The organism is Streptomyces sp. YIM 121038 (assembly GCF_006088715.1).
Lineage (GTDB): Bacteria > Actinomycetota > Actinomycetes > Streptomycetales > Streptomycetaceae > Streptomyces.
In genome coordinates this window covers 7670022-7685392 of record NZ_CP030771.1, presented here as the reverse complement: position 1 = coordinate 7685392, position 15371 = coordinate 7670022, and the positions used below count along the sequence as shown (strand labels likewise).

Annotated in this window: 9 protein-coding genes; 8 read left to right on the top strand and 1 reads right to left on the bottom strand. The window is 74.3% G+C overall.

Annotation, left to right across the window (positions count from 1 at the left end):
* Positions 1-16: 16 nt before the first annotated feature.
* Positions 17-886: a metallophosphoesterase gene (locus tag C9F11_RS32950; protein WP_138962681.1), complete on the bottom strand. Its 870-nt coding sequence runs from the start codon at positions 884-886 to the stop codon at positions 17-19.
* Positions 887-977: 91 nt separating this feature from the next.
* Here C9F11_RS32950 and C9F11_RS32945 point away from each other — a divergent pair, with 91 nt between their 5' ends.
* From C9F11_RS32945 to C9F11_RS32910, 8 genes are all read left to right on the top strand, one after another.
* Positions 978-4205, top strand: a complete 3228-nt coding sequence (locus C9F11_RS32945) for an NACHT domain-containing protein (protein WP_138962680.1) — start codon at positions 978-980, stop codon at positions 4203-4205.
* A gap of 179 nt (positions 4206-4384) precedes the next feature.
* Positions 4385-6586: an ATP-binding protein gene (locus C9F11_RS32940; RefSeq protein WP_138962679.1), complete on the top strand. Its 2202-nt coding sequence runs from the start codon at positions 4385-4387 to the stop codon at positions 6584-6586.
* Between the two features lie 6 nt (positions 6587-6592).
* On the top strand, positions 6593-8194 hold the full coding sequence (locus C9F11_RS32935; RefSeq protein WP_138962678.1) for an ABC transporter substrate-binding protein: 1602 nt from the start codon (positions 6593-6595) through the stop codon (positions 8192-8194).
* 274 nt (positions 8195-8468) lie between these two features.
* The gene (locus tag C9F11_RS32930) at positions 8469-9641 is read left to right on the top strand and encodes a radical SAM protein (RefSeq protein WP_249401973.1); all 1173 of its coding nucleotides are present in this window, start codon (positions 8469-8471) and stop codon (positions 9639-9641) included.
* Positions 9642-9838: 197 nt separating this feature from the next.
* Complete coding sequence (locus tag C9F11_RS32925; protein WP_138962677.1) at positions 9839-11965, top strand: DegT/DnrJ/EryC1/StrS family aminotransferase; 2127 nt, start codon at positions 9839-9841, stop codon at positions 11963-11965.
* Positions 11962-13176: a hypothetical protein gene (locus C9F11_RS47595; RefSeq protein WP_171075899.1), complete on the top strand. Its 1215-nt coding sequence runs from the start codon at positions 11962-11964 to the stop codon at positions 13174-13176. Before C9F11_RS32925 ends, C9F11_RS47595 begins: the two co-directional genes overlap by 4 nt.
* 10 nt (positions 13177-13186) lie before the next feature.
* On the top strand, positions 13187-14335 hold the full coding sequence (locus C9F11_RS32915; protein ID WP_138962676.1) for a hypothetical protein: 1149 nt from the start codon (positions 13187-13189) through the stop codon (positions 14333-14335).
* A 173-nt stretch (positions 14336-14508) separates the two neighbouring features.
* Entirely contained in the window at positions 14509-15366 is an 858-nt protein-coding gene (locus C9F11_RS32910) for a phytanoyl-CoA dioxygenase family protein (protein WP_138962675.1), read from the top strand.
* Positions 15367-15371 lie beyond the last annotated feature (5 nt).

Genomic DNA, 15371 nt, shown 5'->3' with positions numbered 1-15371 from the left:
GTCCCCGGCCGGCCCGTCACCGCGCGGAGCGGGCGGGCGCCGGCAGGATCTGCCGCAGCTTCGGCGACGGGTGCCAGTCGCGCTTCCACTCGCGCGGGTAGCCCACCGACACCTCCTCGTGCCGGATCCCGTCGTGCCAGGTGGTGCGGGGCACGTGCAGATGTCCGTAGACCACCGCCGCGGCGCGGTAGCGCACCGGCCAGTCGGCGGTGGCCTCCGTGCCGCACCACAGGGCGAACTCGGGGTAGCGCAGGATCCGGGTGGGCTCGCGCACGACCGGCCAGTGGTTGATCAGGACCGTCGGCAGGGCGGGGTCGACCGCGTCGAGCCGCTCCTTGGTGATCGCGACCCGGGCCCGGCACCAGTCCTCGCGGCTGGGGTAGGGGTCCGGGTGCAGCAGCACCTCGTCCGTGCAGACGACCCCGGTCTCGTACGCGTACTCCAGCGCGTCGCGCTTCGCGTACGTCCCCTCGGGCCGGAACGTGTAGTCGTAGAGGAGGAAGAGCGGTGCGATGGTCACCGGGCCGCCCTCGCCGCGCCAGACCGGGAAGGGGTCCTCCGGGGTCAGCACGCCCAACTCGCGGCAGAGCTCGACCAGGTGGCGGTAGCGGGGCTCGCCGCGCAGCTGGTTGGGGTCGTCCCGGGGCGTCCACAGCTCGTGGTTGCCCGGCGACCAGATCACGGTGTCGAAGCGCTCGGCGAGGGTGCGCAGCGACCACTCGATGTCGGCCGCCATCTCCGCGACATCACCGGCGACTATCAGCCAGTCGCCCTCGTGTTCCGGCCAGAGCTCGTCGACGAACTTCCTGTTCTCGGGATACGCCACGTGCAGGTCACTGATGGCGAACAGCCTCGGTGCCCTCCGTGGTGCTGCAGATGTCGTCACCAAGTGAGGCTAACCGAAGGGGCTGGATCTCCCCTAGCCCGGCCGGGATAGTGGGCCGGGACCCGGAAGCGCGACCGCAGAGGGGGCCGGGGTGGACGCGGGCACGACAGCGGGCCTACGGATCGCGGCATCGGTCGTGGTGCCGCTCGTGAAGCGCCTCCTGCTGGCGCCGAAGGGCGGCCCCGGCGCGGAGTTCGGCGAACGGCCGGTGCGGCTCGGCCGGCTCCTGTCCTTCACCGGCGACCGCCGCACCCTCAGCGAGGCCGACCTCTACCAGCTCGCGCGGGAGCTGGTGCGCCGCGCGGTCCGCGCGGCGGGCCCGCACGACCCGCCCATCGCCCCCGACGAGCAGAACGCCGTGGGCTACGCCCTCGGCCACACCCTGCGCGCCCTCGGCGACCTCGACATGGACGACGTGCAGGCCTTCGACCTCGGCCCGCAGCGGCTCGCCGAGGCCCTGGTGCGGGCCAGCGCCCCGGAGACCCGGGCGCTGCTGAGCGCCGACGCCGCGCACCTGCACGACCGGCTGCTCGTCACCGCCTGTCTGCACCTGGTCCACCAGTTCAGCAAGCGCCCCGGCTTCGAGGCCCGCACCCAGGTCGAGCTGCGCCGCTCCGTGAGCGAGCAGAAGGAGCAGCTGCGGCTGCTCCTGGAGCGGCTGCCCGCCACCGCCGTCGAGGACACCGCCTTCGAGGCGCGCTACGCCCGCTACGTCGCCGCCCAGCACCGCACCCTGACCCTCCACGGCGTGGACCTGCACGACGCGCAGAGCCAGGCCTGGCCCCTGGAGACCGCCTATCTGAGCCTGGAGGCGGTGCCCGCGCGCGAGCCGGGCGAGCCGGTGCCCGGGTCCGGCAACGGCTACGCCGACGGGGACCCCGGCGGCGCCGACCCCGACTCCGAGCGCGCCGCCGGCCCGGTCGAGGCCGCGCTCGCCGGGCACGACCGGGTCCTGCTGCGCGGCGTCGCGGGCACCGGCAAGACGACCCTGGTGCAGTGGCTGGCCCTCACCACCGCCCGGCAGGAGGAGGTGCCCGGACATCTGCCGCAGCTCCTGGGCCGGGTGCCGTTCGTGCTGCCGCTGCGCACCCTCGCCCGCGAGGACGCCGAACTGCCCGTGCCCGACGGCTTCCTGCGCTGGATCGGCTGCCCCCTGACGGGCACCGAGCCCGCGGGGTGGGCGGTGCGGGTCCTCCAGGCCGGGCGTGGCGTGCTCCTGATCGACGGCGTGGACGAGATCCCGGAGGCGGAGCGCCCCCGCGCGCGGGCCTGGCTCGCCACGCTGCACGCCGCCTTCCCCGGCAACCTGTGGCTCGTCACCACCCGGCCGTCGGCGCTGCCCCGGGACTGGCTGGGCCGCGAGGGGTTCCGCGAGTTCACGCTCACGCCGATGCGACCCGGGGACGTCCGGCGGTTCGTGCGGCGCTGGCACGAGGCGGCGGGCGCGGACGAGGAGCTCGCCACGACCCTGCTGCGGTCGGTGCGCGCCAGCCCGGAGCTGAGCCACCTCGCCACCAACCCGCTGCTGTGCGCGCTGATCTGCGCCCTGCACCGCGAACGCAGGGGCTTTCTGCCGCAGGGTCGGGTGGCGCTGTACGAGGCGGCGCTCTCGATGCTCCTGGAGCGCCGTGACCGCGAACGCGACCTGTACGGCAGGCTCCCGCCGAAGCTGGACGAGAAGTCCGCGACGGAGCCGCTGAAGAGGTTCGCGTACTGGCTGATCCGCAACGAGCGGACCCGGCTGAAGCGGCAGACCGCCGTCGACCTCCTGGACAAACTGCGCCCCTCGGTGCCGCAGCTGGCCCGGGCCGGGAGCGCCGAGGACGTGCTGCGGCTGCTCCTGGACCGCTCCGGCCTGCTGCGCGAACCGGCCGCGGACGCCGTGGACTTCATCCACCGCACCTTCCAGGACTTCCTCGGCGCCAAGGCCGCCCTGGAGGAGCACGACATCGGGGCGCTCGTCGCGCACGCGCACCTGGACCCCTGGGAGGACGTCCTGCAGATGGCCGTCGCGCAGGCCCGGCCCGACGAGCGCGCCGAGCTCCTGACGCGGCTGACCGGCCGGGCCGACCGCGAGGAGGACGACGGGGTGCGCACCCGCCTGCGCCTGCTCGCCCTCGCCTCGCTCGACCAGGCCACCCGGCTCGACCCCGCCGTCCGCGCCACCGTCGAGGAGCGGGCCGCGCAGCTCCTGCCGCCGCGCGGCATGCGCGAGGCGCGGGCCCTCGCCGAGACCGGCACGCTGCTGCTCGGCCTGCTGCCCGCCGCCGACACCCTGACCGGCGACGCCGAGGTGACGACCGTGCACGCCATCTGCCGCATCGGCGGCGACGCGGCGCTCGCCCGGCTCCGCGAGTTCCTGGCCTCGCCGCAGCCCGCGGTGCGCGCCCAGCTCCTCGCCCACTGGGACCGCTTCGACACCGACGCCTACGCCGAGGAGATCGTGCGGCCCCTGCTCGCCGCCGGGGCGGGCGAGCCCGTCACGGTCCGCTCGCCCGCCGAACTGAAGGCGCTGAGCGCCCTGTCCGGCTACGCACGCGTAGCCCTGCAAGGCGACTTCAGCGAGCAGGACATCCTGGGCGCGCTCGCCCCCGCCGCCCTGCGCGAGCTGCGCCTGCGCGGCAATCTGCGCCTCACCGGTCTCGGCTTCCTCGCCGCGTTCCCCGCCCTGGAGACGCTCGCCCTGCACGGCTGCCGCGCCGTCAGCGACACCGCGCCGCTGACCCGCCTTCCGTGCCTGCGCCGGCTCACCCTCGCCGACCTGCCCCAACTGGAGCCGCTCGCCCGGCTCTCGGCCTGCCCGCGCCTGGAGGAGCTGCTGCTCGGCGCGGCCGTGCCGTGGCGGGGCCTGCGCGACCTGCCGCGGCCCGGCGCGCTGCGGCTCCTCTCGCTGCCCCCGGACGCCGTGGAGCTGGCCGCCGTCACCGACCTCACCGAACTGCGCGAGCTGCGTCTGCACAACGCGAGCGACCGGCTCCGGCCCGACGACTGGGACGCGCTGCTCGCCCGGCTGCCCGCCCTGCGCTCGCTGCGCCTGTCCCACGAGCAGCTGAGCATCATGCTGTTCCCGCCCGGCGCGCGCATCCCGCAGCTGACGCGCCTGGAGGTGCGGGCGCGCCCCGGCGCTTCGGTGTCCCTGCGGCGGATCGCCCGCCGTCTGCCGGGCCTGGAGGAGCTCCAGCTGACGCTCTTCGACACCGTGGACCTGGTGCACCTCGCGGGCCTGCGCGCCCTGCGCCGGGTGCGTCTGGACTACCCGGGCGAGGTGACCGGGGAGGTGCCCGCGGGGGTGGAACTCACGGTCCGGCCGCGGTCCTGAGGGCCCGACCCGCTGCCCGCAATGTCCTGGCCAGGGGCGTGCGAGGGGTGTAACTTCTTTGACCTTCACGGCAGTTGACACGAGGTGGTGGACACCGGCAGGCAGGACGCCCTCGGCCCCGGCGCGAGCAGCCGGACACCCGCGGCAGACAGCGACGGACAGGAGCGGTTTCCGGCGAGATGCACACATCCGAAACGCCTCGGCTGTACGCACGCGACCCGCTTCTGCACCACCTCGTCCCCCGGCTCACCGGCCTCGCCTACGCCGAACGCGCCCGCGTTCCCTGGGAGCACGACAAGGACCTGCCGCTGGTGCTGCTGACCGGGCGGCACGGCATGGGGCGCACCGCCGTCCTCGCGGCCCTGGAGCGGCACTACGCGGGGCGCCTTCCGCTCGCCCGCGTCGACACCGCGGCGCAGGGCCTCGTCGTCGAGCTCCTGGAGGAGCTGGCGTGCTCCCTGGCCCCCGGCCTGAGCCGGCGCTTCCCGCTGCTCCTGCCGGGCCTGATCGCCGCGTACGGCGGGTACGCCGACGGCGCGGAGCGGGCCCGCGCCACCGCGCGCATCGCCCGGCTGCTGCTCGCCTGCCGCCTGGAGTCGGGGCCGGAGCCGGGGGTCGCGCAGACGTGGGAGACGCGGGTGCGGGCGCGGCTCGCGGGGGCGGAGTCCGGGGCCGGGACCTCGGCCGGGGCGGGGCCAGAAGCCGGGGCGGGGCCCGCGGCTGGAGCGGGGCCCACAGCCGGAGTGGAGGGCGCGGACGGGGCCGGGGGCTCAGCCAGGGCCGGGAGCTCAGCCAAGGCCGGGGGCTCAGCCAGGGCCGGAGGTGCTGCCCACGCCGTCGTGCACGCCGCACTCGCCGAGTACTTCGAGCGGTACGCCCGCGCCCGCGGCAGCGCCCCGCTGCGCCAGTGGTACCAGGACCGGTACGCCGAGACGCCCGAAGCCGCCGGCGCCGCCCCCGACGGCCGGGGCGGCCCCGGCGGGCTCGAAGGGCTCGTCCGCCTCGCCGACTGGTTCCACCGGGGCGGCGACTACCGGCACGCCGCCGAGCAGACCCTCGTACACGCCTTCCTGGAGGACGTCGCCGCCGCCCGCACCCGGTGGCAGCGCCTGAACCGCGACCCGCGTCCGCTCGCCCTGCTCGACAACACGCACTCCCCGGCCGGGGCGCGCCTGCTCGACCTCGTCCTGGAGTACCGGGCCCGGCCCGGCGCCGCCCACCACGACCCGCTGGTGGTCGTCGCCACCCGCCTCGGCGACGCGCCCCCGGACGCCGCCGAGGCCCGCCACCGCGACCTGCCCGACCTGGTGACGACCACGGGCTGGCGGCGCACCGGGCACGCGCCGTCCGCGGGCCTGGTCGTGGTGGAGCTCACCCCGCTCAGCCGCGACGACGTCCTGCTGATGCTGGACGCCGCGTCCGCCCCGCTGCACCCGTATCTGGCGTCCGCCCTGCACACCCTGACCGGCGGGCACCCGCTGGCCTGCCGGGTGCTGTGCGACGCCGTCCTGGAGCACGCGTCCCGGGCCGGGCCCGCCGCGGCCCCGCTCGCCCCGCGCGATCTGCTCGACCTCACCACCAGGGACGGCCGCCCGGTGTCCGCGGCGATCCTGGAGCGGCTGCTTCCGTCGCCGCACCAGCGCGCCAGGCTCGTCCCGCTCTCGCTGGCCCGCGACAGCACGGCCGCGCAGGCCCTCGCCGCGCATCTGCGCCTGGAGGGCCCCGAGCAGCTGCCCGCGAACGCCGCCGCCGACTATCTGGAGGCCGAGCACTGGCAGCGGGACACCCCGCAGGACCGGCCGCTCGCCGCCGATCCGCTGCTGCACACGCTGCTCGTGCACGAGGCCCGGCGCACCTCGCGGGGCACCGAGTCGCGCCGCGGCTGGCAGGAGATGCACGGCTTCCTGCGCCGCCACCACACCACGCGCGGCGAGGACAGCGAGGCCGACGCGCTGCGGCACACGCTCGCCGCCGGGGACGCGAAGACCGTGGTGGCCGCGCTCTCCGAGGAGTTCCAGGCCGAGCAGGACCGGCTCAGCGCGCTGCGCTGGCTGTCCTGTCTGCGGTACGCGGCGACGGCCCCGGCACCGCCCGCGGCCGACTGGGACGACGAGCGGGCCGCGATGGCGGCGGGCGCGCACGACGACCGCTACCGCGACATAGACGAGATCGACCGCTGCATCAACAGGCTGCTGCACGGCCTGTGGTACCTGTCCGACGCCACGGCGGAGCCGGAAGCCGACCTGTGCGAGGACATCGGCGCCGAGCTCGCGTTCCTCTCGCTGCGCCACCGCACGTGGCGCGCCGTGCTCGGCCAGGCCGCCAGGACCTGGCCCGCCGCCGCCCGCGACAAGCGCCCCCTGCCGCTGCCCGAACTGTGAGGAAGCATGCGTCTGAGCCGCCGCCGCAACGGGTTCGGCCCCCTCGACAAGGCCGTCGCGATCGTGGTGCCGCTGGTCCTGATCGCCGTCGGCGTGGTCGTCTATCTGCTGCTGCGCCCCGAGGACTGCCCGGGCGGACTGGGCAAGCACGGCGGGGAGTGCGTGGGCGTCACGGAGAGCGCCTTCGACGGGGACGAGGACCTCGACGGGCTGATCCGGGCCGTCGCCGACGAGAACGCCCGGGTCGAGCGCGCCTGGGAGGACCCCGAGCAGGGGCAGGCCCCCATGCCGTACGGGCGGATCGCGCTGATGATGCCGTTCACGTCGGACGAGGCGAGCGCCATGACGGCGGCGATGATCCGCCGTGCCCTGGCGGGCGCGCACGCCGCCCAGCTCAAGGCCAACAGCAGCGGCGGGCCGCACTACCAGCTCCTGCTGGCCCCCGACGGCAAGGACCTGGACCAGTGGCGGCCCGTCGTCGACGACCTGACCGCTCTGGTGGACGACCGGCGCTCGCCGCTCGTCGGGGTGATGGGCCTGCCGAGCAGCACGCCCGAGACCCGGGACGCGATGAAGGAGCTGAGCGCGCGGCGCATCGCGACCGTGGGCCCGGTCATCACCTCCGCCGACATGAACGCCGCGTACTTCTTCAAGACCTCACCGAACAACAGCATGTTCGTGGACGCGCTCGGTCACTATCTGAAGCGGAACCCGGGCGACAGGAAAGGGTTCCTTGTATACGACAGCCGCCCGGACGACGTGTACTCGCGCAATCTCCACCGGCTGCTCCAGAAGAAATTCGGCAAGGCCTACGGGCTGCGCCAGCGCTCGGCCTCCTACCTCGGCTCGACCGGGCCCGCCGCCGGCATCCCGCAGCGATTCCAGTCCGCCGCCCAGAAGATCTGCCTCACCGAATCCGACACGGTGTTCTTCGCGGGCCGCGACCAGGACCTGCCCGCCCTCGTGAAACGCCTGTCCCAGGAGTCGTCCTGCGACCGCCGCAGCCCCGTGCGCATCCTGAAAGTCGGCATCGGCCTCGAGCCGACGCTGACCACGGACGAACTCACCGGGATGCTGCGGGAAACGAGGACGAGGATCGTCGCGGCGGCCTCGGTCACACCTGCCTGGTGGACCCCGCGCGGACTGCCCGCCAAGGGCGCCCCGGCGGGCCTCGGCGGCTTCCTGCGGGTCTTCCACGACCTCGACGAGCGGTACGGCATCGGCGAGAAGCCCCTCGACGACGGCTACGCGATCATGTACCACGACGCGTTCACGCTGCTGTCCAACGCGTACGACAGGTCGTACTCCGAAGCAAACGAGAAGCCCGGGAGCGACGACAGGACGCCGGCTCCGGCGCGCACGCCCACGAAGGACGACGTGTACAACACCCTCATCAACGCGGGCATCGTCGAGCGGGACGGGCGCCTGCTGTGCACCAACTGCCTTCAGGGCGCGGCGGGTACGTACGCCTTCGAGCAGTCGCCCGAGACGCATCAGTGGCCGATCTGCAAGCCCATACCGGTGATCGAGTACCCGGCGCAAGGGCGCGGCGGGCCAGGGAAGACGTACCGGACTTTCGAGGACACGTTCGCGTACCCCTGCCCGTGAAGTTCACGGCTCATCCATCGCACTGAGGCCCGCCTAAGTGACCTCGTCCCACCAGCCCTTCTTCCATTGGCACATGACACGAACAAGTGCTCAGCACATTTGGCCGGAACCGGCGGCGCAGTAGATGTTTACTCAACTTCCTGGTTGTCTAGACCCATTGACACTTCTGGAAGCGCTCTCCTACCGTCACCAAGGTCGCTCGGACAACGCTAAACACCGCCAAAAGCGTGTGGAGGAGTTCGTGAACAGCACTGAAGGTGCCCGCGATATCGCAATGGCCGCGCCCCGGAACGGCGAGGGCCTCCCCGACGTCAGTCTCGATCAAGCACACTCCCCGCAGAAAGTCCTGGCCCACGGCGATCTGCTCCGCCGATTCGTCGCGGACGAGGAGATCAAACCGGTCCACATGCGGATCGGCATCATGGGCGCCTGCAATATGCGTTGCAATTTCTGCAACTTCCATTCACCGAACGAGGAGCAGTTCTACGACCTGTTCTCGTTCAAGGACTCCATCACCACCGACAAGGCGATCAACCTCCTCAAGGAGTTCGCCGAGAACGACGGCCGCGCGGTGACCTTCTGCGGCAGCGGCGAGTGCACCATCCACCCGGGCTACGCGGACATCTGCAACGCCGGGCACGACGTGGGCCTGCACATCGGCCTGATCACCAACGGCTCCCGGCTCGGCCGCCCGAAGGTCGCCGACACCGTCATCAACACCCACACCTGGGTGCGGGTCGGCATGAACGCGGGCACGGAAGCCACGTTCAACGACATCACGCGCGACCGTGAGCAGACGTTCTCGAAGTTCATCGACAACATCGGCCACCTGCGCCAGAACGCCGTCGCACCGGACTTCCGCATCGGGTTCAACTACGTGATCACGATGCAGAACTACCGCGAGATCCTGTCGGCGGCCCGCATAGCCCACGAGTCCGGGGCGCACTACGTCCGCTTCGAGCCCGAGTTCTACAGCGCGATGGGGCACGAGACCATCGAGACCGTCATGGCGGAGATCTCCGACTCCCTCGTCGCGGCCGCCGCGCTGTCCACGGACGCCTTCGAGGTGTCGGTGCCCAAGCTCGACCGCGGCCCGATGGACCAGGTCGACGACGTCGAGGGCGACTTCGAGCGCTGCCACTACAGCCGCTTCGTGACCGCCGTCGGGGCCGACGGCCATCTGTACCCGTGCCCGCAGGTGCACCTCAACAGCCGCTACCGCATCGGCGACGTCGTCGACCTCGGGTACCCCCAGGTCCTCGAGGGCGGCCCGCGCGCCGAGTGGGAGGCCTCCAACCCCCGCCGCACGGACCTCTGCAAGTCCTGCTTCTACCGGCCGCAGAACGAGCTGCTCGAACTGCTCAAGCGGGGGCAGATCAAGCTGGACGAGGCGCTGGACGCGTACGCGATCGAGGTCCCCGAGACCCTGCACGCCGACTTCGTCTGAGCCGTCCTCCTCCCACCCGCCCGCCCCTTCGCACCCTTCGGCCTCGCCCGAGGCCCCAGCCCGTCCGGCGTGCGGACGAGGCCGAAGGCCGATCGACGGGGGTCCGGGGGCGGAGCCCCTGGTTTCGGAGAGGGGGCGGGCCCGGGGCGCCCCGCGAAGGCCCACCACCCGCACCCACAGGAGCGAACGAAACCCGCATGCAGACCACCCACCTGCACCACCTGCTCACCGCCGGGCCGGCCCTGCGCTTCGCCCCGCCCCACACCCCCTGGTCCCGCGAACTCCGCGCCGTCGTGCAGCGCCTGGCCCGCGTGGAGCGCACCCCCCTGACCACGACCAGCACCGCCACGACCACCGCGGACGGCCTGCGCCGCGAGCGGCTGGCCTTCGCCTCCCCCCTGCGCGGCACCTTCCACGGCACCGTCACCGCCCCCGCGGACGCGGGCCCGCCCCTCCCCGCGGTCCTCGTCCTCGGCGGAAAGAACGCTCGGCTGGAACAGCTCACCGGCGAGACGCCTCCGGACTTTCCCGACCGGAACGTCGCCGAGCACCTCGCCCGCGCCGGGTTCGTCACGCTGTCCTTCGAGCACGGCATCGGCGGCGGCCTCGACGAGGAGCGCCGCGCGGGGCGGGACGAGGGCGCCCTCCTCGCGCACGCCTTCGCCCTGACGGGCCGCTCGCTGCTCGGCGCCCTCGTCGGCGACGCGCTCGGCGCCCTGGACGTCCTCGCCGCGCATCCGTGGGCCGACCCCGGCCGCGTCGGCGTGTTCGGGCACAGCCTGGGCGCGGCGGTCGCCCTGCACTCCGCGCTGCTCGCGCCGCGGCCGCTGCCGGTGTGCGCGGCCAGCCATCTGGGCAGCTACCCGGCCCTGTTCGCCCGGCTGCTCACCGGCTACGAAGGTGCCGTCCTGCCGGGCGTCCTGGAGTACGCGGACCTGGCCGACCTGTACGGCGCGCTCGCCCCGGCCCCGCTCCAGCTCCAGTACGGCACCGCCGACTCCTTCCTGGAACCGGCCGACGCGCGCGCCGCGGCCGACGCCGTCCGCCGCGCCTACGCGTCGGCCGGGGGCGATCTGGAGGTCCACGAGCTGGCGATGGGCCACGGCACCCACGTGGGCCACGCCGCCGCCTTCTTCACGCGGACCCTGTCGGGGCCCGCCGCCGCGCCCGCCGACGTCCCCGCGCAGCGCATCCACTTCGACGTCGCGGACCGGCGCGCGGTCCTCGACCGGGTGGACGCGGCGCTCGCCACCGGCCACCTCACCCAGGGCCCCGAGCTGGCCCGCTTCGAGGAGCTCTCGCGGACCTGGACGGGCGTGGAGGGCGTGGCCGTGGCGTCCGGCGCCGCGGCCCTGGAGATCGCCCTGCGGGTCATCGGCGTGACGAACCGCACCGTGCTCGTGCCGGTGAACACGTTCTTCGCGACGGCGGCGGCCGCCGTGCGGGCGGGCGCGGCCGTGCGGTTCGTGGACATCGAGCTGGACGGGCTCGGCCTGGACCCGGACGCGCTGCGGGCCGCGCTCGACCGCCACCCGGACACGGCGGCGGTCCTGCCCGTCCACATCGGCGGCATCGTGCCCCCGTCCCTGACCGAGGTGCTCGCGCTCTGCGCGGAGCGGGGCGTACCGGTCGTGGAGGACGCCGCGCACGCGCTCGGGTCCACCCTGGACGGCCGGTTCGCGGGCTCCTTCGGCCGGTTCGGGGCGTTCTCCTTCTTCCCCACGAAGGTCGCGGTCAGCGGCGAGGGCGGCCTGGTCACCTGCGCGCGGCCCGACGCCGACAGCGGCGCGGCCGCCGCCGACGCCGAGCAGGTGCGGCGCTGGCGCGACCACGGCAAGAGCGCACAGGGCTCCACGCTGCACGACCGGCCCGGCGGCAACTGGCGCATGAGCGAGTTGCACGCCGCCGTCGGCACGGTCGACCTGGAGCGCTTCGAGAGGACCCTGGCGGCCCGCCGCGACCTCGCCCTCGCGTACGACGAACTGCTCGCCGACGTCCCGGGCCTGCGGGCCCACGCGGTGCCGTCCGGGGCGCGCAGCAACTACTACAAGTACCTCGCCTACCCGGAGGGGCCCGTCGACCGGCCGCTCCTGAAGAAGCGGCTGCGCGAGCGGCACGGCGTGGCCCTGGCGGGCGAGGTCTACGACCATCTGCTCTGCGACCAGCCTTACTTCGCGGACACGGCACCGCCCGCGGACGCCGAGGGCCCGTACGAGCAGGCGCGCTGGTTCGCGCGCCACCACATCGCCCTGCCGCTGTATCCGACGCTCACCCGGGCCGAGCAGACGCGGGTGGTCGCCGCCCTGCGGGAGGAGCTGTCATGACCGCCGCGCCACAGCGCCCGCCCGTCGTCTCCGCCTTCCGCCGGGGCGCGTGGCAGGAGTCCCTGGACACCGCGGCCCTGCCGGGCTCCCCCGCGCGGCGCCTCGCGCTCGTGCCGGAGATCGTGGCGCACGCCGACCGCCGCTGGTGGCGGTCGGCCCGGACGGCGCTGCCGCCGCTGACCGACCGCCGCGCCCGGATCCGCGCCGCCCTCGACCTGTTCGCGCACGGCACGGTGACCGTGGGCGGCCTCGGCCCGCAGAGCGCGGCGGCCTTCCGCGGCGCGCTGTGGGAGAGCGCGGGCCTGCCCGGCCCGCTGGTCGGGCGCTGGTGCGCGATGCTGGCCGACGGCGTGGCCCACCGCGAGGTCCCGGACAGCGACGACGCGCTCGCCCTGGTCGCGCTGCCCGGCAACACCTTCACCTGTCTGGACTCCGTGCTCGACCAGGCCGAGCGCTCGGCTGCGGTGTGGGTGCGGCCGAGCCGCCGCGAACCGCTGTCGGCGGCCCGCCTGGTCGCGGCGCTGCTCGCGGCGGACTGGCCGGCGGAACGCATCGGCCTGTATCCGACCGTCCAGCGCGATCTGCACGGCCTGGTGAAGCTCACCGACCGGCACGTCGTGTACGGCGGCGCCGGGCTCGCCGCCTCGATGCGGGACGCGCCCACCCTCACCCTGCACGGGCCGGGGCGCGGCTGCGCCCTGGTGCCGCCCGGCCTGCCGGTGGACGACGCGGTGGCCTGGCTGCTGCCGCTGGTCGCCGCCGACTCCGGCCGGTTCTGCCGCAACGTCCGCACGGTGGTCTGTCTCGACGCCGAGCCCGAGCCGGTGGCGAAGGCCCTGGCCGCCGCCCTCGACGGGCTGCACCCGGGGGCCGCCCCCGACCCGGCCGCCCCCGACTGGCCGCTGACCGCCTTCCGCGACCCCGGCGAGGCCGAGCGCGCCACCGCCCGCGTCCGCGCCCTCCTGCGCGCCGGTGACCGGCTGCTCACCCGCGAGCCGCCGGTCGTCGAGAGCGCGAGCGGCGACGTCTTCGTCCGCCCTCATCTCGTCCTGCTCGACGGCCACTGCACCGCGTCCGACGTCGCGCATCCGCTCGTCGGGCACGAGGTGCCCTTCCCGTTCGCCGTCGTGCTCGGCGCTACCGCCGAGGCCGGCCGCGCGATCGCCGACGGCTCCCTCTTCGTCCACCGGCCACCGACCCCGCACTCCTAGGAGGAGGCCCATGAGGACCACGGCCCGCGACGGGCACACCCCGCAGGTCACCTTCGCCACCCTGTACGACACGCTGCGTGGGCGCGTGCCCGAGCTCGCCGTGGATCTCGACGCGTGGACGCGGCGCATGATGCGCTGGCACTTCTCGCCCGAGACGGGCTCCCCCTTCTGGGTGGCCCGGCTGCCCCGGCTGGGCTTCGACCCGCTCAAGGACGTCGACTCCTTCGCCGCCCTCGAACTGTTCGGCCTGTTCGACAAGGGCGAGCTGCGGGCCGCGAGCGCCCTGGATCTGCGCCCGCGCGGCTACCACGACCGCCCGTTCCGGGTGTTCGAGACGGGCGGCACCACCGGTGCGCCCTGCCGGATCGTCAACGTCACGCGCCTCGCGTACGACGTCGAGGTCTACCGCACGGTCCTCGAGGCGCGCGGCGTCGCGGGCGGTGACGTGCTCGCGATGACGCCGAGCGGCCCGCACGCGTACGGGCACTTCGTGGAGGGGCTCGCGGACAGCTGGCACGGCGCGGTGTTCGCCATCGACTTCGACCCGCGCTGGGTGAAGGCGTCGCTGCGCGCGGGCGGCGAGGCCGACGCGTACACCTCCCACCTGGTGGAGCAGACCCTCACCCTGCTGACCGCCGAGCGCCCGGCGCTGCTGTTCACCACCTCGCGGCTGCTGCTCGAACTCGCGATGCGCCTGCCGCGTCCCCTGCACACGTACGGCATCCGGGCGGTGTGCACCGGCGGCACCACGTGCAGCGCCGCCGAGGCCGCGTTCCTGCGCCAGGAGCACCTGGACGGCGTGCAGTGGATCGACACGTACGGCAACACGCTGGCGGGCCACGCGCTCCAGGCCGACGCGGTGCCGGGCTCGCCCCGGCTGCCCGAGGGCACCGGCCACTCCTACCACCTGCCACCGCCCTTCGCGGTGCTCCAGGTCGTCGATCCGGAGGATCCCTGGCGCGAGGTCGCCGAGGGCGAGCGCGGCCGGGTGCGCGTCACCACCCTCCTGGAAGACCTCTTCCTGCCCCACCTCCTCGAACGGGACAGCGCGATCAGGACCGGGCCGCATCCGTGGTTCCCCTGGGACGGCGTGGCCGCGGTCCGGCCCCACCGCGACGGCCTCACGGGCACCGAGGAGGCGGTCGAGGGCGTCTACTGACGCGGCCCGCGTCCACTTCTGACTAGTCATCAGCTCTGCCTCTCCGGTGGCGCTTTGAGCCCTCCGGCAGCCCTCCGCGGCTCTTCGGCCCGGCGCCGCCGCCCCTCCCTGCCGCTCTCTTCGGCCCCTGCCCGTAAGGACTGCTCTGTCGACCCTGACGTAAGGACTCCGTCGTGAACCTCTCGTCGAACGGCGTACCCATACCCTTTTCGCCCGAGCTCTTCGGCCCGCTGCGCCCCACCGGCACGGAGCCCCTGCCGGACCCCGCCGTGCTGCGGGAGCGGCTGCGCGCCGACGGCTATCTGTATCTGCCGGGGTTCCTCGACCCGGAGGAGGTGCTCCGGCTGCGCTCCGCGTACTTCTCGCTGCTTCCGCGCGGCTACTTCGCGCCGGGCACCACCCGGCGCGAGGGCGTGTTCTCCGGCCGGGTGCCGAAGGAGCTGCCCGAGCACGGCGTGGCCGGGCATCCGGCGCACGCCTTCGTGCGCTCCGAGACCTTCGACCGCTTCCTCGACAACCCCCAGCTCGCCAAGCTGGCCGCCGATCTGCTGGAGGGCGACGCCCGGATGCTGCCGCGCCGCATCCTGCGCCACTTCCACCGGGGCACCGCCCGCGCCTCGCGCGCCCACGTCGACCTGGACTACATGGACGAGGGCTCGCCCCGGGTCGTCACGATGTGGATCCCGGTCGGCGACTGCCCGCCGCGCTCGGGCGCGCTGGTGTACCTGGAGGGCTCGCACACGCTGTCCCCCGAGGAGTACGAGCCGCTGCGCGACACCACGGACCGGCCGGACGACCGGCGGCAGATCTGCCACGACCTGGAGTTCACCGCGCGCGCCCTGGACCGCCGCTGGCTGCACGCGGACTTCGCCGCCGGGGACCTGATGGTGCACGTGCCGAGCGTCATCCACGCGTCCCTGGACACGACGACGGACGCGATGCGGCTCTCCATCGACACGCGGTTCATCCGCGCGGGCGACACGCCCGACCCGCGCTGGCTGCGGCCCTGGTCGGCGGACGACGGGGCCTGAGGCGC